The sequence below is a fragment of the Loigolactobacillus iwatensis genome, from assembly GCF_003950295.1.
Taxonomy (GTDB): domain Bacteria; phylum Bacillota; class Bacilli; order Lactobacillales; family Lactobacillaceae; genus Loigolactobacillus; species Loigolactobacillus iwatensis.
In genome coordinates this window covers 1-22571 of sequence record NZ_RHNP01000035.1, presented here as the reverse complement: position 1 = coordinate 22571, position 22571 = coordinate 1, and the positions used below count along the sequence as shown (strand labels likewise).

20 protein-coding genes are annotated in these 22571 nt (G+C 41.4%); 17 read left to right on the top strand and 3 right to left on the bottom strand.

All coding sequences use genetic code 11. The features are described from left to right. Window positions 1-971 precede the first annotated feature (971 nt). The 7 genes from aroC to EKM98_RS09235 all read left to right on the top strand — a co-directional run bounded on the left by aroC (window position 972) and on the right by EKM98_RS09235 (window position 8972). A complete protein-coding gene (aroC, locus tag EKM98_RS09265; RefSeq protein WP_125982225.1) occupies window positions 972-2147 on the top strand; it encodes a chorismate synthase in 1176 nt (391 codons plus the stop codon). Window positions 2148-2162: 15 nt separating this feature from the next. Further along, a complete protein-coding gene (aroA, locus tag EKM98_RS09260) occupies window positions 2163-3455 on the top strand; it encodes a 3-phosphoshikimate 1-carboxyvinyltransferase (protein WP_125982223.1) in 1293 nt (430 codons plus the stop codon). 163 nt (window positions 3456-3618) lie between these two features. Then, complete coding sequence (gene eno / locus EKM98_RS09255) at window positions 3619-4908, top strand: phosphopyruvate hydratase (RefSeq protein WP_125982221.1); 1290 nt, start codon at window positions 3619-3621, stop codon at window positions 4906-4908. 484 nt (window positions 4909-5392) lie between these two features. Then, window positions 5393-6739 (top strand): NADP-specific glutamate dehydrogenase, encoded by a 1347-nt coding sequence (gene gdhA, locus EKM98_RS09250; RefSeq protein WP_125982220.1) that lies wholly within the window; start codon window positions 5393-5395, stop codon window positions 6737-6739. A gap of 3 nt (window positions 6740-6742) precedes the next feature. Further along, window positions 6743-7597: a pyridoxamine kinase gene (locus EKM98_RS09245; RefSeq protein ID WP_125982218.1), complete on the top strand. Its 855-nt coding sequence runs from the start codon at window positions 6743-6745 to the stop codon at window positions 7595-7597. A 4-nt stretch (window positions 7598-7601) separates the two neighbouring features. Further along, entirely contained in the window at window positions 7602-8156 is a 555-nt protein-coding gene (locus tag EKM98_RS09240) for an ECF transporter S component (protein WP_125982216.1), read from the top strand. Between the two features lie 240 nt (window positions 8157-8396). Then, on the top strand, window positions 8397-8972 hold the full coding sequence (locus EKM98_RS09235) for a guanylate kinase (RefSeq protein WP_125982214.1): 576 nt from the start codon (window positions 8397-8399) through the stop codon (window positions 8970-8972). A 273-nt stretch (window positions 8973-9245) separates the two neighbouring features. Here the strand turns inward: EKM98_RS09235 and EKM98_RS09230 are convergent, their stop codons facing one another. Next, entirely contained in the window at window positions 9246-9443 is a 198-nt protein-coding gene (locus EKM98_RS09230) for a hypothetical protein (protein WP_125982212.1), read from the bottom strand. A gap of 350 nt (window positions 9444-9793) precedes the next feature. Here EKM98_RS09230 and EKM98_RS09225 point away from each other — a divergent pair, with 350 nt between their 5' ends. From EKM98_RS09225 to EKM98_RS09185, 9 genes are all read left to right on the top strand, one after another. Next, window positions 9794-10225 carry a Fur family transcriptional regulator gene (locus EKM98_RS09225; protein ID WP_125982210.1) on the top strand — a complete coding sequence of 144 codons (432 nt, stop codon included), beginning with the start codon at window positions 9794-9796 and terminating at the stop codon, window positions 10223-10225. Window positions 10226-10399: 174 nt separating this feature from the next. Then, on the top strand, window positions 10400-10900 hold the full coding sequence (locus EKM98_RS09220; RefSeq protein WP_125982208.1) for a hypothetical protein: 501 nt from the start codon (window positions 10400-10402) through the stop codon (window positions 10898-10900). A 21-nt stretch (window positions 10901-10921) separates the two neighbouring features. Next, window positions 10922-11872: a DUF6681 family protein gene (locus tag EKM98_RS09215; RefSeq protein WP_125982206.1), complete on the top strand. Its 951-nt coding sequence runs from the start codon at window positions 10922-10924 to the stop codon at window positions 11870-11872. A 295-nt stretch (window positions 11873-12167) separates the two neighbouring features. Next, the gene (locus EKM98_RS09210; protein ID WP_125982205.1) at window positions 12168-13349 is read left to right on the top strand and encodes an aminotransferase class I/II-fold pyridoxal phosphate-dependent enzyme; all 1182 of its coding nucleotides are present in this window, start codon (window positions 12168-12170) and stop codon (window positions 13347-13349) included. Window positions 13350-13369: 20 nt separating this feature from the next. Next, window positions 13370-14359, top strand: coding sequence for a D-2-hydroxyacid dehydrogenase (locus EKM98_RS09205; protein WP_125982203.1), 990 nt, complete (start codon window positions 13370-13372; stop codon window positions 14357-14359). 839 nt (window positions 14360-15198) lie between these two features. Further along, window positions 15199-15933, top strand: a complete 735-nt coding sequence (locus tag EKM98_RS09200; protein ID WP_125982201.1) for an amino acid ABC transporter ATP-binding protein — start codon at window positions 15199-15201, stop codon at window positions 15931-15933. A 14-nt stretch (window positions 15934-15947) separates the two neighbouring features. Beyond that, window positions 15948-16775 carry a transporter substrate-binding domain-containing protein gene (locus tag EKM98_RS09195; protein WP_125982200.1) on the top strand — a complete coding sequence of 276 codons (828 nt, stop codon included), beginning with the start codon at window positions 15948-15950 and terminating at the stop codon, window positions 16773-16775. Between the two features lie 2 nt (window positions 16776-16777). After that, window positions 16778-17416 (top strand): amino acid ABC transporter permease, encoded by a 639-nt coding sequence (locus EKM98_RS09190; protein WP_068222713.1) that lies wholly within the window; start codon window positions 16778-16780, stop codon window positions 17414-17416. Between the two features lie 18 nt (window positions 17417-17434). Beyond that, window positions 17435-18091, top strand: a complete 657-nt coding sequence (locus tag EKM98_RS09185; protein WP_068222715.1) for an amino acid ABC transporter permease — start codon at window positions 17435-17437, stop codon at window positions 18089-18091. A gap of 256 nt (window positions 18092-18347) precedes the next feature. On the opposite strand, the gene EKM98_RS09180 is transcribed toward EKM98_RS09185, so the two are convergent. Further along, window positions 18348-19688 carry an APC family permease gene (locus tag EKM98_RS09180; protein WP_125982198.1) on the bottom strand — a complete coding sequence of 447 codons (1341 nt, stop codon included), beginning with the start codon at window positions 19686-19688 and terminating at the stop codon, window positions 18348-18350. Window positions 19689-20066: 378 nt separating this feature from the next. Between EKM98_RS09180 and EKM98_RS09175 the strand changes: the two genes are divergently transcribed. Beyond that, window positions 20067-20438, top strand: a complete 372-nt coding sequence (locus tag EKM98_RS09175; RefSeq protein WP_125982196.1) for a PTS sugar transporter subunit IIA domain-containing protein — start codon at window positions 20067-20069, stop codon at window positions 20436-20438. A 93-nt stretch (window positions 20439-20531) separates the two neighbouring features. Here the strand turns inward: EKM98_RS09175 and EKM98_RS09170 are convergent, their stop codons facing one another. Then, window positions 20532-22166 carry an APC family permease gene (locus EKM98_RS09170; protein ID WP_125982195.1) on the bottom strand — a complete coding sequence of 545 codons (1635 nt, stop codon included), beginning with the start codon at window positions 22164-22166 and terminating at the stop codon, window positions 20532-20534. Window positions 22167-22571 lie beyond the last annotated feature (405 nt).

The following is a 22571-nucleotide window of genomic DNA, read 5'->3' as shown; positions in this document are numbered from 1 at the left end:
TAATTTTGATGTTTCATCCGTTGTCCATTCAACTAAGGCGAAAATCGCCAAGTTGAAATATGGCAACCGCAGAAATCTGCTTCTTGGGCCACGTTTGCTGCAGGTAAGAAGCGCCTAGATTTTGAGGATTACTAACGATGTCGATCGGACTAGGATAAACCGAAGTCCGAGTTGCAGCCTAAGAAGGCACTTTTGCTGTGAAACAGCTAAAGCGACTTCTGTAGCTACTATTCCGCAACTGAGAATTATTAGCTAAGTACGCTAATAATTTTGATGCTTTATCCGTTGTCCATTCAACTATGGCGAAAACCGCCAAGTTGAAACATGGCAACCGCAGAAATCTGCTTTTTCAAACACGTTTACACGAAATTGGCCTAAGCAAGCACTTTATCTGTTAAACGGCCGCCTCGCAAAATTAGGCGTATAAAATGGCATCAGGATAAAAATCCTGATGCCATTTTTTATCTACAATTTATATTCGGATGCTCCTTTAAGGACGTAAATCAATTTTTATACTTTTTAGAGCCTTCAAGCACTAAAAAGGCGCGAAGCAATTAATTTTAAGACGTCAGTCAACCAAATCCTTTAACACTATTAATGATAGAGAAAGGTTGTGAAGAAACTATGAATAAAGACTAACAAATTAGTAAAGAAATCGGTTACTTAATTTTCAAATACGTTTCCACTAAATTAGTCAGGAGAATGCTAATAAGGGTATTTTTTAAACACAACCTAAACCTGAATTGTCAAATCAAGTAGGCGAGCCGGCCGAGTCTTAAGTAAACAGATTGAATCCTTCACCAGAATGTTGTTAAATGGCCAGCAAAGGATTTGTATTTTTGGCAGGCTAGTTTGAAAAACAATCAATGTTCAATCTTGGAGCATTCGTCAATTAATTTCCACAAGGTCGTTGACTTATGCTAAGCTAATAGCAATAAAAATGAGTTTAAGATGAGAAAGGTGGCAATCAGATGCACTACACAACAGCAGGTGAATCACACGGTCCACAACTAACGGCAATTATTGAGGGAATTCCCGCCGGCCTAATGGTTTCAGTGGAACAAATTAATGCTGATTTAAAACGGCGGCAGCAAGGTTATGGTCGTGGAAATCGAATGAAGATTGAGTCTGATCAGGTTCAGATTACAGCCGGCATTCGTCATCAAAAAACCTTGGGTTCACCAATTACACTTCAGGTGACTAACCGCGACTATGCTCATTGGGATGAGATTATGAGTCCCACGGCCGAAGCAACGGCGGCCAATTCAGTTCGGCAAGTAACCAAACCTCGTCCAGGACACGCCGATTTGGTCGGTGGTGAAAAATATCAGCATGAGGACTTGCGGAACGTTTTGGAACGTTCCAGTGCGCGGGAAACAACGATGCGGGTTGCGGTTGGTAGTCTCTGCAAACAATTACTTCAAGCAATCGGTGTCGAGGTATTAGGTTTTGTGCAGCAATTAGGAACGGTAAAAGCCGATTTAACTCAGTTACCCCAAATTGGTAATTTGAAAGAACTAGCGGCGGTGACTAATGCTAGTGATGTCCGTACTTACGACGCGGCCGCTGCCACTGAAATGCACAGCCTAATTGATCAAACAAAAAAAGCCGGTGACACATTAGGCGGTGTTGTTGAAGTGCTTGCCACTGGTTTACCGGTTGGTCTTGGTAGTTATGTCAGTGCCAATACGAAACTTGACGCTAAATTGGCCCAAGCAATTATTAGTATCAATGCTTTTAAAGGGGTTGAGTTTGGGGATGGCTTTAGTTTGGCGGATCATCCTGGGAGTCAGGATATGGATGAAATCTTTTATAGCGAAACTAAAGGCTTTTACCGCGGCAGTGATCATCTTGGTGGCTTTGAAGGGGGGATGACTAATGGCATGCCGTTAGTCATCAAAGGGGTCATGAAGCCGATTCCAACGTTATATAAGCCATTGCGTAGTGTCGATATCCATACCAAAGAGGCGTATGTTGCTAACGTTGAGCGTTCGGATACGACGGCGGTGCCTGCTGCTGCAGTTGTGGCTGAGGCCATGGTAGCTATTACGCTAGCACAGGCTGTCTTGGCTAAGTTTGATGCGGATGCCTTACCGCGTTTGCAAACGCAGGTTAAGGCTTACCATGACGAACTAGCGCAGTACTAGACGAGGAGTAAAAATATGCAAAAAGAATTAGTAACGGCTGCCACGCATTTACAGGGTGAATTAATGATTCCCGGTGACAAAAGTATTTCCCACCGCAGTGTTATGTTTGGTGCGATCGCTCAAGGAACCAGCAAAATTAGTCATTTTCTTTTTTCCGACGACTGTTTACACACAATTAGTGCCTTACAAGCACTTGGCGTTAAAATTCAACGCACCACTGATTCAGTAACGATTGAAGGTGTCGGTTTCAATGGCTTTACACCGGCCAAACAGGCAATTGATCTGGGAAACTCAGGAACGTCCACACGTCTCTTAATGGGATTGTTAAGTAAACAGTCATTTCCAATAACGTTTAGTGGCGATGCTTCTTTAAGCAAGCGACCAATGCAGCGGGTGATTGCGCCCTTACAAAAAATGGGTGCGACAATTACAGCAACAGACGAAAATTATTTACCATTAACGATTCGAAGTAATCACAAGTTGACTGCTTTGAACGAAACGATCCCGGTAGCTAGTGCTCAGGTTAAAAGTGCCTTAATGTTTGCGGCCATGCAGGCTGATGAACCATCCCATTTAACTGAGTTGGCGCAGACTCGTGACCATACAGAAAGAATGCTACGTAAATTTGGTGGGCAGGTAGATATTACGGGGCTAACCTTAACGGTGCCACCACAACCGCAGTTAAAGGCGCAATCTTTCCGTGTTCCCGGTGATATGTCGTCGGCCGCCTTCTTTATTTTGGCGGCAACATTAGTTTCTAACAGTGAAATACGTCTAAAACAAGTTGGTTTAAACGGAACACGAACAGGATTTTTGGACGTTCTTAGCCGTATGGGTGCGGATATTCGCGTCGAAAATATTGATTCCGACTTTGAAGTTAGCGGTGATTTAATTGTGTCCACTAGCTCACTTAAGGCAACTGAAGTGGGCGGTGCAGAAATTCCCAATGTTATTGATGAAATTCCGTTAATTGCGTTGGCTGCAACTCAGGCCCAGGGAACAACCGTCATTAAGGACGCCGCAGAACTACGGGTTAAGGAGACTGATCGGATTGCCACAGTGACGGCCGAACTCCGCAAGCTAGGTGCCCAGATTGAAGAACAGCCTGATGGGATGGTGATTACCGGACCAACACCTTTGAAGGCTGTTACCAGTGATCAACTTGATAGTCATGGTGACCACCGCATCGGTTTGATGTTGGCCGTCGCCGCTTTAATCAGTCAAAGCCATCTAACCTTAAATGCTGCTGAGGCGATTAATGTTTCGTATCCGGCCTTTTTTACCGATTTAACAAACCTACTTAACTAGGGGTTAGGAAGCGCTTTTTAAAGTTATTTTTAAAAAAGCGCTTTCCAAAGTTGTCAATCAAAATATAAGGTGCTAACATATTAAGTGAAATTATGTGGTGGGGCAACGTCTGCTTTTGACGTTACTTACATACGCAACGTTCTTTTAAGGAGGAAACAATTTTATGGCTAAATCAGCAGTAATTGAAAGTGTTAAAGCTCGTGAAGTTTTTGATTCTCGTGGTAACCCAACTGTCGAAGCTGACGTTATCTTAACAGATGGTACATTAGGTCGCGCATCAGTTCCATCAGGTGCCTCAACAGGTGAACTTGAAGCAACTGAATTACGTGACGGTGGCAATCGTGTTGAAGGTAAGGGTGTTAGCAAAGCAGTCAACAACGTTAACACAGAAATCAACGATGCTTTGAAGGGCGTTTCACCTTTTAACCAAGCTGAAATTGATCAAATTATGATCGATCTTGATGGCACACCAAACAAAGCCCGTTTAGGTGCCAACGCTATTTTAGGCGTATCAATGGCAACTGCACGTGCTGCTGCTAATGCATTAGGCACACCATTATACCGTTATTTAGGCGGAGTTAACATTGAATTACCACAAACGTTCCATAACGTTATCAACGGTGGTGCTCATGCTGACAATGGTATTGATTTCCAAGAATTCATGATTACACCTCTTAAGAAGACAAGCTTCCGTGATGGTCTTGAAAAGATTGCTAACACTTACCATACTTTGAAAAAGGTTTTGGAAGATGCTGGTTTCCAAACAGGACTTGGCGACGAGGGTGGTTTTGCTCCTGATATGAAGTCAACAACTGAAGCTGTTGAAATGCTTTATAAAGCTATCGAACAAGCTGGTTACAAACCAGGCGTTGATATCGGTATTGCTTTAGATGCTGCTTCATCAGAATTTTATGATAAAGATGCTAAGAAGTATAACTTCGAAGGCCACAGCTTTAACGCTGACGAAATGGCTAACTACTATAAAGATTTGAAGAAGAAATTCCCAGCAATCATCTCAATGGAAGACCCATTCTCAGAAGAAGATTGGGAAAACTTTGCTAAGTTCACAAAAGACTTTGGCGACCAAGTACAATTGGTTGGTGACGATATCTTCGTTACAAACCCTTCAATTTTCCGTAAGGGTATCAAGGCCGGCGTTGCTAACTCAATCTTAATCAAATTAAACCAAATTGGTTCAGTTTCAGAAACGATTGAAGCAATTCGCTTGGCTAAGAAGAACGGCTACACAACAATGATTTCACATCGTTCAGGTGAAACTGAAGATCCATTTGTTGCTGACTTTGCCGTTGCCGTATCTGGTGGCCAATTAAAGGCCGGCGCTATGGCTCGTTCAGAACGTATTGCTAAGTACAACGAATTATTACGCATTGAAGAAGAATTAAATGGTCAAGCATCCGTTGCTCAATTTCCAAATGACGTTGACGCTGACTAATTTTTAAAATGAGAGTGCAATAAAAGCATGTTAGCTTTTATCGCACTCTTTTTTTATAAAAATATTATCTCATAGTATTCTTTCCGTATTTTAATTGTGCTATAATGTTACCTATCAGATAATCAGTGATTATTTGGAGAAGCGCGCAAGTTCTATTTCGTCGTGGTTGATGGCCATGAGGAGCTTTGTTGCGAGTTTGCTTTTTCAAACATGTACCGCTAGTTAATTGATGGTTAAGAGAGTAGTGAATTGTCGTGAATGTGCGAAGGATGAGCAAGTTTGTTGGCTAGTGTAGCGGCATTGATTCAGAGCAGGACAAAAGTCGGTTTTGGCGCACGTTTGCTCGAAAATAGTAAGCGACTAGGGCTTTTTGTTCCAACCTATTGCCTGAACACTAGAAAAATTGCTGGCTAGCCGTAATTACGGAATAAGATTTACCCACCTTGATCACACTTTGTTTAATACCTTAAGGAGGTTTTTGTTTATGTCTAAAGCAAGCGAATATCTAGAAAGTGTTCAAAAATCAATTGAACAGCGTGACCCTAACCAACCAGAATTTCTTGAAGCTGTAACTAATTTCTTTACAACTATCAAACCAGTATTAGAAAAGCATCCAGAATACATTGACGCCAATCTACTTGGTCGACTTACGGAGCCGGAACGGGCTTTCCAGTTCCGGGTACCGTGGGTAGACGATCAAGGCCAAGTTCAGGTTAACCGGGCTTTCCGCGTTCAATTTAATTCGGCGATTGGACCTTATAAAGGTGGCTTACGTTTCCACCCAACCGTTAATTTGTCGATTGTTAAATTTTTAGGTTTTGAACAAATCTTTAAAAACAGCCTGACTGGACTACCAATTGGTGGTGGTAAAGGCGGTAGTGATTTTAATCCAAAGGGCAAGTCCGACGGTGAAGTGATGCGCTTTACGCAAAGCTTTATGACTGAATTGCAAAAACACATTGGTCCTGATTTAGATGTTCCTGCTGGTGATATTGGTGTTGGTGGCCGGGAAATTGGGTATCTTTACGGCCAATACAAACGCCTTAATGGGTCACAAAATGGTATTTTAACTGGTAAAGGGCTCAGTTACGGTGGTAGTTTAGCACGGACTGAAGCAACTGGTTTTGGCTTGTTATACTACGTTGACGCCATGTTGAAAGACCACGGTCAAACTTTGAACAATAAAAAAGTTAAGGTTTCTGGCGCAGGTAACGTTGCCATTTACGCGGTTCAAAAGGCTGCCGAATTAGGTGCAACTGTTCTAACAGTTTCTGATTCTAATGGTTTTGTTTACGATGAAAATGGGATTGATTACAAAGTGGTTCAACAAATTAAGGAAGTTGAACGTGGCCGAATTAAGGACTACGCTGATCGTGTTAAGACAGCAACTTACCATGAAGGTTCAGTTTGGGACTTCGATGTTGATTATGACCTTGCTTTACCATGTGCAACGCAAAATGAAATTGATGGTAAGCAGGCCAAGCTCGTTGTTAAAGACGGCGCTCAATTAGTGGCTGCCGGAGCAAATATGCCAAGTACTCCTGAAGCTGTAAAAGTTTTCCGGGATGCTAACTTGCTTTATGGTCCAGCTAAGGCCGCCAATGCAGGTGGTGTTGCCGTTTCAGCTCTTGAAATGAGTCAAAACAGTGCTCGTCTTTCTTGGACGTTTGAAGATGTTGACCAACGACTACAAAAGATTATGCAAAATATTTATCATGAATCCGCTGATGCTGCTAATGAATACGGTGTTGAAGGTGATTACCTTGCAGGCGCCAACATTGCTGGATTCTTAAAAGTTGCGGATGCAATGATGGCCCAAGGAATCGTTTAATCAATGGTTGAGCAGCAAAAGATTTTAATCAGTGAAGATCTTTCTTGTGTTGGTCAAGTTTCGCTGTGTGCATCATTACCGCTTTTTGCCGCACTTGATTTCAATCCTTGTTTATTGCCAACTGCGTTATTATCAACGCATACTGGCGGCTTGGGAACGCCAAGCTACCTTGATTTGGCGGCCGAAATGCCAAAAATTATTGAACACTGGCAAAGTCTAGGCCTAAAATTTTCTGCGCTTTATTTTGGTTATTTAGGTGCCGAGCCACTACAGGTTATCTTGCGGCACCTAGCCGATTTAAAAACGGAACAGGCCAAGGTCTTAGTTGATCCGGTGATGGCCGATCAAGGGCAGCTCTACAGTGGTTTTACACTAAAATACGTTGAACAAATGCGCCACTTAGCGAAACAGGCCGATTTATTAACACCAAATTTAACCGAAGCACAATTACTTTTAGGCGAAAATGTTAGTACAGCACCTTGTGACCTTGCAACCGCTAAGACACTAGCTCAAAAGTTAACTGAAGTTTTCAGTATTCCGGCAGCTGTTATTACCGGTGTACCGCTGATTGATGGTACAATTGGTATCATCGGTGCCGAGGGCTCATTAACGTGGAGTTATCAACAAAAGCGTTTAGACGGTCATTACTTTGGTACCGGCGATATTTTTGCTAGTGTATTATTTGGTGGTGTACTACGTGGGCTAGCACTACAAACGGCCACTGAAGTTGCTCTAAAATTTGTTACAGGAGCAATCAAGCGAACGCAGGTAGCAGGAAGCGACGTTCGTTACGGTGTTAATTATGCGGCGGGGCTTGCTGAATTGATTGAAACCGTACAAAAAAGACAAGAGGAGTAAGCAGATGCGACAGAAAAACTCATTACGAGCAGTTATTTTTACTGGCCTATTTGCCGCGATCATTTTTATTGGAATCTCCGTTTTACGAATTCCGGTTCCGGCACTGGTTGGCCGCCCGTTTATTCATTTTGGAAATGCACTAACAGTACTGGCCATTTTATTTCTAGGTGCGCGTAATGGTGCAATTGCTGGTGCAGTTGGGTTGGGTGGCTTTGATCTGTTAAATGGTTACGCGGCGACCTCGTGGCTAACCGTTTTAGAAGTCTTAGTCATTGCTTTAGTTGTCCACACAACTTATCGGCTATTTAAATTTGATGATCGGACAAGTCACATTGTCACAATTGGGATTGTAGCAGGTGTCACTAAGATTTTTACGTCTTATTTAGTTTCAATCGTTGAAGCCTTAATGGCGGGGACACTTTTTAAAGTTGCTGTAGTTTCAGCTTTCTTTAGTCTGCCAGCAACGGTTATTAATTCTATTTCAACGGCGATTATTGTGCCCATACTGTATTATTTATTACGTGGGGCGTTTAGAGCGACTGGAAATAGAATGGGCTAATCGACGAACAATTTTTCCGTCATTCAAATAAGAATTATAAAGGACCGCGCCAAGATTTATTTTGGCGCGGCCTTTTTTGTGTTCAGTTGGAGAGTGTTCGCAAAAGCAGACAGATTCTACTTCGCAACTGCAGGGTAAAAACTGAGCGTCTTTTTTAAACGTTCTTATAGCAAAATTCATTGCACTCTTTTTTTGTTACCGTTAAGATAGGGTTATTAGCAAATTTAAAGGAGTCGGAAAATGACGGAACAACGATTATTTGTGATTACTGGGGCGACCGGGAGTGGTAAAACTACGGTGAGTCATTATTTGAGCCAAGCTTACAATATTCCACGGGTGGTGACGCACACGACACGACCAGCACGCCACGGCGAAACCAATGGTGTTGACTATTATTTTGAAACGCCGGCCACTTTTGCAACGAAACACTTTATCGAACGGGTGACGTACGCTAATTATAGCTATGGCTCATCACATGAGGGGTTGGCTGAGGCCTGGCAGAAAAATGATTTTGCAAGTATTGTTTTAGATACTAAGGGTGCGGCAACTTACGTTAAGACACTTGGAGTGCGCGTTGTTTTAATTTATTTAATGGTTGATGATCCAAAAGTGCTCGTTCAGCGCTTGAGCCGGCGCGGTGACAGTTCCAAGATGATCGCCCAACGGTTAGCAAGTCAAGAGTATCGGCGGGATTTAATTATTCCGACGGCATTAAAAAAAGCTGCTCACGTCATTATTAACGACGATTGGCAGCAGGCTAAGCAACAGACTGATCACTTGATGACGCAAATCAAGCAAGAAGTTGTAGCTGACTAAGAAGTGTTTGGAAAGGTGTTTAGATTCTACTACGTAATTGAGGATTATTACTAGCTTCACTGACGCTGTCGATCGGACTAGGATAAACCGAAGTCCGCGGCGCAGTCTCAACCGCTAATAATCTTGCTGCTACGAACGATGGCCATTCTTGTGGCAAAAGCCAAGGAGCGCAATTACAAAGTCAATAACTGTTTGCGACTAAGTTCGTCTCGGTCACCGCAGGAATCTGCCTTTCTAAGTTTTATGTATAAAGAGAAAGCCCTTGAGCTTCTCTTAGGCAGTTTGATTTCGACTATTTCCCTTAAAGGAATCGATGTGTTGCGTTTGAACGGTCAATTTACGAACTGCGTCATCAATTGTGATACCACTGGCGATTTGCTCAGGATGTTGCTTACTCGTTGCGTAGAAAATCTGCTGCTCGGTATCCAAAGAAATACGGTACCAGCTATTTGAAAAGTTTCCAAATTTCATATTTAAAGCCTCCTTGATCAGTTAAGGTACAATGTTTAACTGATTTTTTATGTGTAATAGCAATATCATACAACCATTTTTTTAGAAGAACAAGTTTTTTGTTTATCTTTGTTAGCGTTTATAATTGTTTTAAGAAATTGCTTACATTTAGCATAGGACTTTTTAAAATGTTATGCAAGTGAAAAGAGTAACAATCTAATAAACCGTTTTTTGCCTGAGGAAGGATTAATATTAGTGGTGTAAGACTTGATCAACCAACTTTTTTTCTCGGAACAATTATGCTAGACTTGGTTAGATAATTTTTAAATAATAATGATTACGTTTTATTATAGATGTGAAAGGGGCTTCCTATGCAAGTAAAGGGGAATGCGTTAACCTTATTGAAACAAAATGGGTATAAGGTCACTAAGCAGCGGCGGGATATGCTGCTTTATCTAAGTCAGTTTCAACACAGCTACATTAACGTTACAGCCGTGGATGGTCATATGCGCGCCTTATATCCAGGTATGAGTCATAATACAATTTACCGAAATATTAGAGCCTTTGCCGAGATTGGAATTGTGGAACAGCGCAATCGTGGTGAGCAGGCAACTGTCAAATATCAGTGTGATTTTGAGCACCCCCACCACCATCATTTTATTTGTCGAAACTGCGGTAAGGTAATTGAGCTTGCCATGTGCCCGTTGGATTTCTTTTCAAAACAGATTCCTGACTGTGAAATTGACAGCCATAACTTTGAGCTTTACGGACTATGTGGTACTTGTAAGCAAAAGTTAAAGTAGGCTGTCGTTAAATTGCGGTATAATAATGATGTTGAAACGTAGAAGTTAGACTTTATGCCTGGCCTCTTTTTGTTTACTAGCAAAGCACACATTCTTTAATGAATTCTTTAGCTTTTGGTCAAGCTTTCTATGCATTTATATGGTTTAATAAAATTAAATGAGGGGGAATTGACAATGGCATACCGGACACCGCCATTTATCACGCCATTTGCGATTGTTTCGATCGTGCTTGGCCTAGCAGCGACTAATGTTGTTGCTGACAAAGTTGCACCAGTCAAGCAGGAACAGACAACAACTAAAACTAATAATGATAGCTCGGCCGCTACGTCATCAAGTAGTCACTCAGCAGCGTCTTCTTCACGGGACAGCAAGGCCAGTGAATCTACTAGTGAACCAGCTGAAAGTAGCAGTAGTGTGACGACTTCGACGCCAAGCGCAAGTAGTGATCAGGCTAACCAAACATCAACTGATCAAACTAGTGGGGCTGCAACCACTGATGCTAGTTCGGCCAGTGATACTTCAACGACGGGCAGTACAGCAGCTAGTAGTTCGAGTACACCAACTACTGCTAGTTCGGCGACAACTGGGCAAGACACACAAAATTCAACTTCCCAAAATCAAACCGGAACAGGCACCACTGGAGCAACGCAGGATACAACCACAACGGCGAATTAATCTGGAAAGGAGGGATTATTTGTGCTTAGTCTTTTAGATATGCTTAATCACTACTTAGGTTTTTTTAATATGAACGTTAAGCTGAAAAACCGTGTCTATACCATTTTAGGTATCTTAGGTGACATTTATATTGGCTATTTGGCTTTTCACTTTTTACGGCTGCAAGTTTGGGGACGGGGATTATTATTTATGCTCTTATTCTTTGTTCTGGCCTATTTCTTAACCTTAAACGTGATTTATTACTTTACAACTAAAACTGCTAAATTTGATATTTCACCTAAAATTGAAAAAATGTTAGGTGGTAAGGCGGCCTCGGCCAGTGACGATCCAATGCTTGGCAGTGGCAAATCGAATGCAACGGCTGGACGGACAAGGGTTATGCCAGCCGCAGGTCTTTTTAATCAAGATAAACTATTACCAGCGAAGGTAACTGTGGATGAATTAACTCAGCAAAATATCAATGAGATGGTCACTAACTTAGTTGCCAGTGGGTACCTTAGTCTTAATTATGGTGGACTTTCAGATGAGGCGATTTACCGCCACGCTCATGCCAATCCAGAGCCATTTTACGCCATTGGTGAAGCGACACAATTACCATTTTATGAAATGCGCCAAGAGGGTGAACACCTTTACATTTATGCTGGTAAAAATGCAATTGATAGTCTTAACGTTGGCGAAATTACCTCAATTGGTCTTATGCAAGTGCAAGACGCGCAAAATCAGTACCAACTTGTGCTGGCCAATGCCTATTTGACTGGTGGTCCCTATAAGGTTGCCGGTCGTTCAGGGGTAATGGCAGGAAATAATCCCTATAGTGTTGCGGTTCAAGTCGCCTACCGCGATAAAAATGCACCTCAAGAAAAACCGACTAAGTTAACTCAGGCCCAGGCGCAAACACAAACACAGACGGTTACGCAACCAACTAGTCGTGAGCCCCAGGCACCCAGTCGGCGGGCGCGACATCAACGTTAAGGCTGATTTTAAGTTTAACTTGACGTAATCTGATAGTAAGGTTAAAATCAAGATAGTTAATTTAAGGAGTTTTTAATATGCAGCTAATCAATGTACAATTAAACAACTACTTTTACTTTTGGTATTTCGCGTAGACTATGCGGCCAGAAGTGTTTTAACGTGTTTTGACCACATGGTGCAGAATTAACTTCCGCTGTGTGGGCTACCTTAATAAATTAGCCAATTAACAACCACAGCGGAATTAGTCGCTGTGGTTTTTTAATTACAAATTTTGGTAGTAGGAAGGATGATTGAAATGCAAGAAGATAAGTTAAGTGCACTAGTCAAATTATTAAAGCCGGAGGTGGCAGCGGTTAAGCCTTCTTCAATTTTAAAATTCAACCAAGATATTTCGCAGATTCCAGGAATCTTAAAGCTAACGTTAGGGGAGCCCGACTTTACGACTCCTGAACACATTAAGGCCGCGGGTATCAATGCCATTAAACAAAATGACAGTCATTACACTAATTCAGCAGGTAAAATTGAGGTTCGGCAGGCTGCGGCAAATTACTTAGCAACAAAATATAATGTCCATTATGATCCAACCAGCGAAATTTTGGTGACGGCGGGGACTACTGAGGCCATTTTTTCGGCACTAACAACGATTGTTTCAAAAGGTGACGAGGTATTAATTCCGACACCAATTTTTCCACTTTACATACCAGATACAACTGTGAACCAGGGTGTGCCAGTCTTTATGGATACATCGGCCAATCATTTTGTTTTATCGCCTGAGCTATTAGCAACAACATTAAAAAATCATCCCCGGGCCAAGGTGCTCGTACTAAATTACCCAACCAATCCAACGGGTGTAACTTATCGCCGCAAGGACTTGGAGGCGCTGGCTAAGGTATTACGGCAATACAATGTTTTCGTATTATGCGATGAAATCTATAGTGAGTTAACTTATGGAGAGCCGCATGTTTCGATGGCCGAGCTTTTGCCGGAACAAACGATTTTACTCAATGGTGTGTCTAAATCCCACGCGATGACTGGCTGGCGGATAGGCGTCTTGGCGGCACCAGCAGCTATTGCTCAGGAAATTGGTAAGGTGCATCAATTTGCGATCACTAGCGCGACTACGGTTGCACAGGATGCGGCCTTGGAAGCTTTTAAAAATGGCTTAAATGATGGGCAGGAGATGAAAAAGGCTTACGAGAAACGCCGTGATTACTTATTCGGCGCGCTGCAGGCAATTGGCTTTGAGTGCGTTAAACCTGAAGGGGCTTTTTACCTGTTTGCCAAGATTCCAGTAAGTTTGCCTCAGGATAGCTTTAAGTGCTGTTATGAATTAGCCCAGGAGGCCAAGGTAGCCTTGATTCCTGGTGCTAGCTTCGGTGGCGGCGGTGAAGGATACGTTCGAATTAGCTATGCGGCTAGTTTGACTGACCTAAAAGAAGCCGTTAAACGCTTAAAAAATTATTTGGCACAAAAATAGTAAATTAGGAGAAGATAATAATGAAAATATTAATGTACAGTGTTCGCGACGATGAGATGCCCGCAATTAATGCTTGGGCCAAACGAAACCAAGTCACGGTGGCCACCAATCAGGAAGATATGAGTAGTCAAACAGTTGGTTTAGCCCAAGGTTATGATGGCGTAGTTATTGTGCAGCACGCGGCAATTGACAGTGCTGTCGTTTACCAAAAGTTACACGAATATGGCATTAAACAACTTGGTTTACGTAGTGCCGGTTACGATGTGGTTGATTTACCGGCCGCCAAGGCTAATGATTTAATTGTGACCAATGTTCCTGCTTATTCACCACGTTCTGTTGCTGAATACTCGTTGGCTCAAACTTTCCGCTTAATTCGTAATCTAGAATTATTCGATGCTCGGGGCGCCCACCAGGATTTTCGTTGGGGCGGCTTAATTGCCCACGAAATTCACACCTTAACAATCGGTATTATTGGCGCTGGCCGAATTGGCGGCACTGCTGCGCGATTATTTCACGCTCTAGGTGCCACAGTGTTGGCCAATGATTTGGTTGAAAACGATGACTTAAAGGATATTTTGACCTACGTTGATAAGGAAACACTGTTAAAAAAGGCTGATGTTGTTGATTTGCATCCAGATTTAAATCCTAGTTCAACGCATTTATTAAGTACAGCGGAATTTAAGTTAATGAAGCCTAGCGCTGTTTTGATTAATGCTTCCCGGGGACCTGTGATCGATACAAAGGCTCTAGTTACCGCTTTAAAAGAAAAACAGTTGGCCGGGGTTGCGATTGACGCAATTGAAGGTGAACAAGAATTTAATAACTTTGATTTAACTGGTAAAACAATTAAAAATCAACAGTTTGTTGAATTACGGAAGATGCCCAACGTAATTTTAACGCCTCATATTGGTTTCTACACTAACGTTGCGGTTCAAAATATGGTCGATATTAGTTTAGATGATGCTAAAAAAATTATCGAAGGCGGCCAGGCAACACATCCAGTAGACTAGGAAGTATTTGAAGAAACAAGCAAGATGATTTTGCCAAAGCGATAGATTGGGTACGTCGTAATATTAAGTAATCAAGGAAGCGGCTGGGGCGAAAGTTCTGGCCGCTTCCTTGATTACGCTAAAATGGGTGGGTGTTGCACTTCCATCTTTGCAAATCTTTTACAAAAAATCGGCGCTAAATTAATTGAAGGTTATTTGATTTAGTAGCACTTTAATAAAAAATATCTATTCAATTAGTTAAGCGCTTGATTATGCTAAAACACTGCTTCTTTAATTCTAAAAAAATAAGATTTTTCTCATTTTTCCTAAATATGACAATTATTACACTAAAGTAAGCCAATTTAATTTGCGCTGAGATTAAAAATAAATTAAAATTGAAATGTAACTTTGGCCTTTAACTATATTTAAAGAGGTTAGGGCCTTGTTATTTGAGTACTGTCAGGATATCACTTTCTGGTCCAAAGAATTCTTAGAATCTAGGAAGTGTTTGGAAAAGCGTTCAGATTCTACTTTGCAATTGTGGCTTATTATTGGCTTCGCTGAGGCCGTCGATCGGACTAGGATAAATCGAAGTTCGAGTTGCAGCCTAGATCGTTGATGATCTTGCTGCTACGAACGATGGCCGTTCTTGTGGCAAAAGCCAAGGAGCACAGTTATAAAGTCTATAATTACTCACGACTAGTTTTATCTCGGTCACCGCAAGAATCTAGTTTTTCAAATACGTTTACGGCTAAATTAGTCGGTAAGTACCAGTGAAAGTATTTTCCAAATACTTCCTATAGCCGAAGAATGCATTTTACTTGGCGTGCTCAGTGAGTTTAGTTTGGAGGGAAAATTTTATGTCAATGATTGAATTTCACAACGTTGAAAAGTACTTTGGTGATTTTCACGCCCTAAAGAACATCAACCTTACAATTGATAAAGGCGAGGTTGTCGTGATTATCGGGCCATCAGGTTCAGGCAAAAGTACATTGCTCCGCTCTATTAATGGATTAAACACAATTTCTTCAGGAAAATTAGTGATTAATAATTTTGATATTGCAGATAAAAAGACCAACATGAACAAGATTCGGCGGGATGTCGGGATGGTTTTTCAGCACTTTAACCTTTACGCCAATAAATCCGTACTGGAAAATATTACTTTAGGACCGCGACTAGTTTTAAAAGAAAATGAGGAACAGAGTAAAAAAGAGGCCATGGATCTGCTCGATTTGGTTGGACTGGCTGATAAGGCCGAGTCATTACCAAGTATGTTGTCGGGTGGGCAAGAGCAGCGAGTTGCGATTGCCCGTAGCTTAGCGATGAAACCACAAGCGCTATTATTTGATGAACCAACTTCGGCGCTTGATCCAGAAATGATTGGTGACGTGCTGGATGTTATGAAAAAGGTTGCCCATGAAGGGATGACCATGGTTGTCGTTACCCACGAAATGGGCTTCGCGCAAGAAGTTGCTAACCGGCTGATCTTTATGGCGGATGGTGAAGTCTTGGAAGATGATGATACTAAATCCTTCTTTGCTCATCCAAAAGAAGAACGGGCACGGCAGTTCTTGAGCAAGATTATTAACCACTAAGGAGGCGAGGGACAATGAAAAAGTTTGTCCGTTATCTTTTACCGGTTGCCTTCCTGTTTAGTTTGGTTTTAATTTTAAGTGGGTGCGGTAAAAAGAGTTTGTCGCAACAAGACGTGTTAACAAATGATCGCCAAAGTAACACAATCACTTGGGGCGTTAAGGCAGATACACGTTTATTTGGTTTAATGAATATTAAAACTGGTAAAGTTCAAGGTTTTGATATTGATATGGCCAGGGCGATTACTAAACAAATTCTGGGCAAGAATGGTAAGGCCAAGCTTGTTCAGGTAACGAGTAACACCCGGATTCCGTTACTGAAAAATGGTAATGTTGATGCCTTGATCGCGACAATGACAATTACGCCAGATCGTGCAAAGGTCGTCGATTTCTCGGAACCATATTTTCACGCTGGTCAGGCCATTCTGGTCAAAAAAGGTAGTTCAATTAAGAACATCCGTGATTTAAACTATAAGGGCGCCCAAATTTTAGGCGTTCAGGGTTCAAATTCAGTTCAAAACGTTAGAAAGTATGCACCAAAAGCAAATATCTTAGAATTATCTGATTACGCCCAGGCCTTCACTGCGTTGAAATCTGGTCAAGGGGTTGCTTTAACAACGGATAACGGGATTCTTTACGGGATGTCCGTGGAAGACCCCAATTACGTTGTTGCTGGTGGTGCTTTTACCAAGGAACCATACGGTATTGCCGTTAACAAGGGTCAAAAACCATTTTTACGCAAAGTTAATGCTGCGGTTAAGCAGATGAAAAAGACTGGTGAATACCAGAAGATTGTTAATAAATGGTTCGGCAATGTCCAAGGCTTTGAAGAAGGGGGTAATTAGGTATGATTAATATTTTGGTTCGTTATTGGCCGGAATTATGGTCAGGCTTACTATCTACCCTAGGTTCAAGTTTATTAGCTTTGGTGGGTAGTTTGATTTTAGGGACACTCTTTGCCTTTATGGAAATTAGTTCGCATCGCTGGGTTAAATTTATTGGCCGGGTTTACGTTGAAGTTTTTCGGAATATTCCATTGTTGGTTGTTACGATGTTCTTTTACGTGGTTATTCCCATGTTTATTGCTAAAGTAAACGGATTTACTGCCGGTACAATTGGCTTAACAATTTACACATCGGCATTTATTGCGGAAACTGTTCGTGCTGGAATTGAGGCCGTTGATACTGGACAGATGGAAGCTGCCCGTTCAACTGGTCTTACTTACACTCAGGCAATGGTTCAGATTATTTTTCCGCAGGCAATTAAGATCACGATTCCACCGCTGGGCAATCAGTTCATTAATTTAGTGAAGAATTCGTCTGTTTTGGCCTTTGTTGCTGGTTTTGATTTGATGTACCAAGGCAATGTTGTGGCAGCAACGACGTTTAATACATCGGACACTTACTTGGCGGTTGGTTTAATGTATTTAATTTTGACTTTACCGTTAAGTTACTTCATGCGTTATCTTGAAAAACGGTTGGCCTAGTTGAAGGAGGAATTGTAAATGCATAACTTTATCCAAGCTTATTCATGGCTCAATATCCGCTACCTTCTTGAGGGACTCTGGGTCACAGTAGAAGTTTCAGTACTTTCAATTATTTTTAGTTTCATTATTGGCGGGTTACTTGGTATTTTACGCTATGTTAAAATCAAATACGTCTCGGCAATTATTGGATTTGTGATTGATATTATTCGTAATTTGCCATTACTATTGATCTTATTTTTCACTTATTTTGGATTGCCCAATTTAGGCTTTAAGCCAGAAGTTATTCCGGCTGCAATTTTAGCAATGACGGTGTTTGAGTCGGCAATGGTCGCCGAGATCATCCGCAGTGGGATTGTTGCCGTCGATGCAGGACAGATGGAGGCCGCTCGGAGTAACGGAATGACCTATGTTCAAGCAATGTGGCACATTATCTTACCACAAGCAATTAGAAAGATGATTCCACCGCTAGTTAGTCAGTTTGTTTCGTTAATCAAGGATACCTCACTGGCAACAATCATTATGTTACCGGAGTTGATGTACCACGCTCAGATTATCTACGGACAAAATTCTAATTACGTCTTGCCAATGTTCTTAGCTTTAGCCGTTTTGTACTTTATCGTTTGCTACGCGTTATCCTTGTTATCACGGGTACTAGAGAAACGATTAAGTGCTTAAATTAGATTTAATTTAAGTGGCAATTGAATTTAGGAAAATAAATAACGGTTAGGCCAATTTAGGCTTAACCGTTATTTTTGCCTGGTCAATTTAACGAATGTTTTGGAACTTAGTCGTGTTTGGAAAAGGGGATTTCTGCGGCTGCCGTGTTTTAGCTTGGCGAATTTCGAAGTATCATAAGTTATTTAAGATTTTTGCAAATAACTAACCGTAATTGCGAAGTAGAATCTGATCGCTTTTTCAAACACGCTCTAGGTTACTTTTTCAGTTCTTTGCGTTCTTGCGCCTTTTCGTAGTAATAGATTGGAATACCAATAACAACGAAGATAAATGAGACCCCAACGCCAACAATATCCGATTGGATTTCACTAACAATAACAAATAGGGCACCGGCAATAGCGACAATAGGAGTTAATGGATAAAGTGGCACGTTAAACGCCCGTTTTTGATTAGGATTACGTCGGCGCAATAGAAAGAGGCCAACAAAGGCCATTACGTAAAAAACGTAAACGGTAAAAATACAAATTTCGGATAGCCGATCAGGGTTGAAAAAGATAACCATAATTCCCGCAATTAACATAATTGCAGTTGTTGAGAATAATGGTGCTCTAGTTTTTGGGTGTAAGTAACTTAAGGTTTTAGAAAAAGGAATTTCATGATTTTTTGCCATGGCGTACATGATCCGTGGAAAGGTCATAACTTTTCCGTTCATACAACCTAAAATTGAAATAATGACCCCAATATTGAGTAATTTACCGCCGATATCGCCAAACGCCGTTACCGCAAAGGCGGGCGTTGCATTTTGACCAAGGTTGACGATACGTTGGGCGGTCATTGTCCGAAAAACACCCAGCGTGACTAGCATATAACAGATAAGAACTAAGATGATTCCAAAAGAAATGGCCCGCGGCAACATTTTTTTTGGATTCTTAATTTCGCCACCCATATTAGCAATTAAGATCCAACCATCATAAGCAAAGAGAGTTGCCAAGATGGCGACACCAAAACTGCCGTTGGAACCGCTGCTTGCCGTTGTGACTGTTTGGTTAAGTGCGGCATGATCACCAAATAAAAGACCGAAAATAATAATAGCAGCAATCGGAAGTAATTTACCTAAAGTGGTTAAGATTTGAATCGTTGCTCCAAAACGATTTGATAGAAAGTTAATTAGGCCAATAAATAAGATTGCCAGTAAAGCCAACGGAATACGTAAACTGCTGCTGAGGTGGAAGAAATCAGTTAATAGAATTGCTAGGTAAGCGGCCAAGGAGGCAATCATGGCCGGACCATAAACGATAATTTGCATCCAACCGGCAAGAAAGCCCCATAATTTGCCGTACATTTTTTCCATATAAACGTATAGGCCACCTGTATGCGGCATTTGAGCACCAATTTCGGCAATCGTTAGCCCAGCCGTTAGCGTAATGACGCCACCGAGAAACCAGGCCCAGAGTGCTGTGGTTGTGGAACCGGCCAATGATAGAACACTCGCTTGTTTAAAAAAGATACCTGAACCAATAACTGTCCCAATAACAAGTGCTAGTGCCGACCAAAGGCCTAGTGAACGATTGAGTTGAACATTCTCCTTCTGTTGCATTTAAAACCCCAACTCCCTTTTTTAATTAAAATTTAATGAGACAATCATACCATATTTTAATTAACTGGCCAAGCTTAAATTAAGCGTGTTCACTAACTGGCTTTGGAAATGTGGTTAGATCAAAATGACGGTAAAAGCTATTTTTAAGCACGAACAAGATTGAAAATTATTTTAATCAAATTTTCCAGTTAGGCCATTTTTTAAACATGTACTCAATTAATTATAAAAAGGTCTGAAGTAGCATAGACTAATATTAGTTTGATTACTTTTAAAGCGCTTTTACTATAATTTCAGATTTATTGGGAAAATAGTTGAATTTTGATAGTGACTCAGTAATACTTAGACTATTGAAGTCAATTTGAAGACGAGGTAAGAAAAATGAGTTTAGGGATTATTATTGTCACCCATACACCAGAAATGGCCGAGGGATTAGCGCGGTTGTTGCGGCATATTGCCAAAAGTGTGCCAGTGACGTTTGCCGGTGGTAATAGCATGGGTCAAATTGGGACTAGCATGAGTCAAGTTCAATTAGCGGTAAACACGAATGAAGCAACGGAGCTATTAGCCTTTTATGATTTTGGGAGCGCCCGACGTAATGTAGAATTGGCCAGTGCTTTTAGCACCAAACCAATTCATTTATATGATGTCGCATTAGTTGAAGGCGCACATACCGCCGCAGTTGGCTTACAAGCAGGTGTTGACCGCGCTGGTTTGGACAAGCAGTTACTTGCGTTACAAGTTAAGGCTTAATTTACGAGAATGATAATTAGAAGATAGACAAAACAAAGGATCCGACAATTGCCGGATCCTTTGTTTTGTGTAGTTATCTTTGCCAAACACGATTTAGGCGCGTTTTTTTCTGCCAACAAAAGTGAGGCAGGAAATTAATAGGGCATCAACGATTAAAATGTAGAGTAAGCGGAGTAATAGGGCAACACCGGTAACCCGTGAGATCGCGTAACTAATTATGATACCAATGATAATAATGAGTGAAATAATTAGCCACTGACCAATTGTATAGGCAGCACCATTATTATTACGCTGTCGACGAGCAATGATGGGCATAACTAGGCCAATCCCACATAGGCCCAGTGTGACCAAGACGTTCATGATTAAGGTATCGGCGTAGAGTGCTGTTCCCGGCGTCGCATCTGTCGGGAAAAACGCAGCCACGGCAGCAAAGAAAGTGATAAAAAACATCCAAGCACCAACGATAAAAGCAAGGTGATCATTTTTGATGTAAGTATAGGCTGGCGTTGGGTAGCGATCGCTGTGCCGGCGAACCATCATAAAGGCCCAGAATAAGAAGCAAGTTGCAAAGGGCGATACGATCCCGTTAAGGTTCAATAACCAGTTAAAAATATCATTGATTTGAGGGAGCAGGCCACCAAGAAACATAATGATGGCACAAATTGCGGTGGTCATCCAGTAACCATTGATTGGGAGACCATCTGCATTAAGTTTAGACAATTGCTTAGGCATGTATTTTTTGCTAATATCACCAAGAAAGACTCGTGTACCAGCATCTAGTAGGATAGCCAATTGGGCACACATATAAATTGCTTGGGTGACGGCAAAGACGTACATTAGAATCTTACCCCAGCCAAATTGCCGGCCTAAAGCAAGAAAGGCGTAATAGGAACCGTTCATTTTGAGGTCATTAGGCAAGTGGTGCGCGTTGAAGAAAACGCCTAGTGAAAAGGAACCAAAAACGGTTAGAAAGGCAGTCATGATTGCAATCATGATCATTGCCTTTGGGAAATCTTTGCGTGGATTTTTCATATCGGTAACGTAAGGGGCGGCCAGCTCAGAACCGTTCATAGCAAAAATTAGTAGGCCCAATGTTGTCAGAAAATGGCCATCAATTTTAGGTAAGAAGGCTTTTAGCGTGAACGGTTGGGTGGCAATGTGAAATCCTTTAACCAAAGAAGTGATGGTCATAACGACAAATAGGACCGTCATAAGAAACATTGCACCACCACCGATGACACTCATGATTTCCAGTGATTTGTTTTTGAATAAATGCTCAAAGAAAATAAAACCAATAAAAATAGCAGTGGTTAAAATACCAAACATCGCTTTTGACATGTACTCTTCAAGGTTACCGTTACCGCTGATTAGCCAACCAAAGGCAACAACCACGGAATTGGCGACGTCGACAATGTAAGGTAATCCAACAACCCAATAAAACCAAGCAGCGAAGTAACCAACTTTGTCACCGCTCGTTCCCCGAACCCACGAGGTCAAACCGCCACCCTCTTGACTGAAGACCGAACCCAAGTGGCCAACCATTAAGGAGTAGGGAAGTACGTAAATAAACAGCATAACGATCCATGATGTAACAACACCAAGACCCTGGTTTTGAAAATTATAAATAATATCGTCGAAACCGATAACGGTTACGAAATCCATAAGGGCAACAACTGGCCACTTAATAAAATTGCGGTTACCCGCTAATTCTAATCCATCATCTTTCATAAAATAATCCTCCGAGTTAATTCAAATCTTTTTGTGCGTCGTTTAATAAATGAGCACTGATTTGACCCGGTGACTTATTCTTGCGGTACAAGTAGACAAGCATTGCTTCGACTCCTCCTTAGCTTTTTTCTATATTGAGTATAGTGAAGTTCATTAATGAATGCCATAAATTTTTCACGAAAGGTAGGTTTAACAGGCCTAATTATCTTGGTGAGCCTGAGTAGAATGAATTAATGCTTGTTAGTGTGGTCGAACGGCGTTATTTTTAAAGAAAATGTGATTTTAGGCCATAAAAAGTGGCAGTAAAGACTAATTGAAGCTGATAGTCTTTAGGCTCTATACTTTTTCCTGTTGATAGTTTACAAATGGTAAACTATTAACAGGATTTTTGTGCAGAAAAAGAGC

Bases quoted from the DNA above. Each gene is read 5' to 3' on its own strand.
- aroC (WP_125982225.1), top strand. From the start codon at position 972: ATGCACTACACAACAGCAGGTGAATCACACGGTCCACAACTAACGGCA.
- aroA (WP_125982223.1), top strand. From the start codon at position 2,163: ATGCAAAAAGAATTAGTAACGGCTGCCACGCATTTACAGGGTGAATTA.
- eno (WP_125982221.1), top strand. From the start codon at position 3,619: ATGGCTAAATCAGCAGTAATTGAAAGTGTTAAAGCTCGTGAAGTTTTT.
- gdhA (WP_125982220.1), top strand. From the start codon at position 5,393: ATGTCTAAAGCAAGCGAATATCTAGAAAGTGTTCAAAAATCAATTGAA.
- EKM98_RS09245 (WP_125982218.1), top strand. From the start codon at position 6,743: ATGGTTGAGCAGCAAAAGATTTTAATCAGTGAAGATCTTTCTTGTGTT.
- EKM98_RS09240 (WP_125982216.1), top strand. From the start codon at position 7,602: ATGCGACAGAAAAACTCATTACGAGCAGTTATTTTTACTGGCCTATTT.
- EKM98_RS09235 (WP_125982214.1), top strand. From the start codon at position 8,397: ATGACGGAACAACGATTATTTGTGATTACTGGGGCGACCGGGAGTGGT.
- EKM98_RS09230 (WP_125982212.1), bottom strand. From the start codon at position 9,443: ATGAAATTTGGAAACTTTTCAAATAGCTGGTACCGTATTTCTTTGGAT.
- EKM98_RS09225 (WP_125982210.1), top strand. From the start codon at position 9,794: ATGCAAGTAAAGGGGAATGCGTTAACCTTATTGAAACAAAATGGGTAT.
- EKM98_RS09220 (WP_125982208.1), top strand. From the start codon at position 10,400: ATGGCATACCGGACACCGCCATTTATCACGCCATTTGCGATTGTTTCG.
- EKM98_RS09210 (WP_125982205.1), top strand. From the start codon at position 12,168: ATGCAAGAAGATAAGTTAAGTGCACTAGTCAAATTATTAAAGCCGGAG.
- EKM98_RS09205 (WP_125982203.1), top strand. From the start codon at position 13,370: ATGAAAATATTAATGTACAGTGTTCGCGACGATGAGATGCCCGCAATT.
- EKM98_RS09200 (WP_125982201.1), top strand. From the start codon at position 15,199: ATGTCAATGATTGAATTTCACAACGTTGAAAAGTACTTTGGTGATTTT.
- EKM98_RS09195 (WP_125982200.1), top strand. From the start codon at position 15,948: ATGAAAAAGTTTGTCCGTTATCTTTTACCGGTTGCCTTCCTGTTTAGT.
- EKM98_RS09190 (WP_068222713.1), top strand. From the start codon at position 16,778: ATGATTAATATTTTGGTTCGTTATTGGCCGGAATTATGGTCAGGCTTA.
- EKM98_RS09185 (WP_068222715.1), top strand. From the start codon at position 17,435: ATGCATAACTTTATCCAAGCTTATTCATGGCTCAATATCCGCTACCTT.
- EKM98_RS09180 (WP_125982198.1), bottom strand. From the start codon at position 19,688: ATGCAACAGAAGGAGAATGTTCAACTCAATCGTTCACTAGGCCTTTGG.
- EKM98_RS09175 (WP_125982196.1), top strand. From the start codon at position 20,067: ATGAGTTTAGGGATTATTATTGTCACCCATACACCAGAAATGGCCGAG.
- EKM98_RS09170 (WP_125982195.1), bottom strand. From the start codon at position 22,166: ATGAAAGATGATGGATTAGAATTAGCGGGTAACCGCAATTTTATTAAG.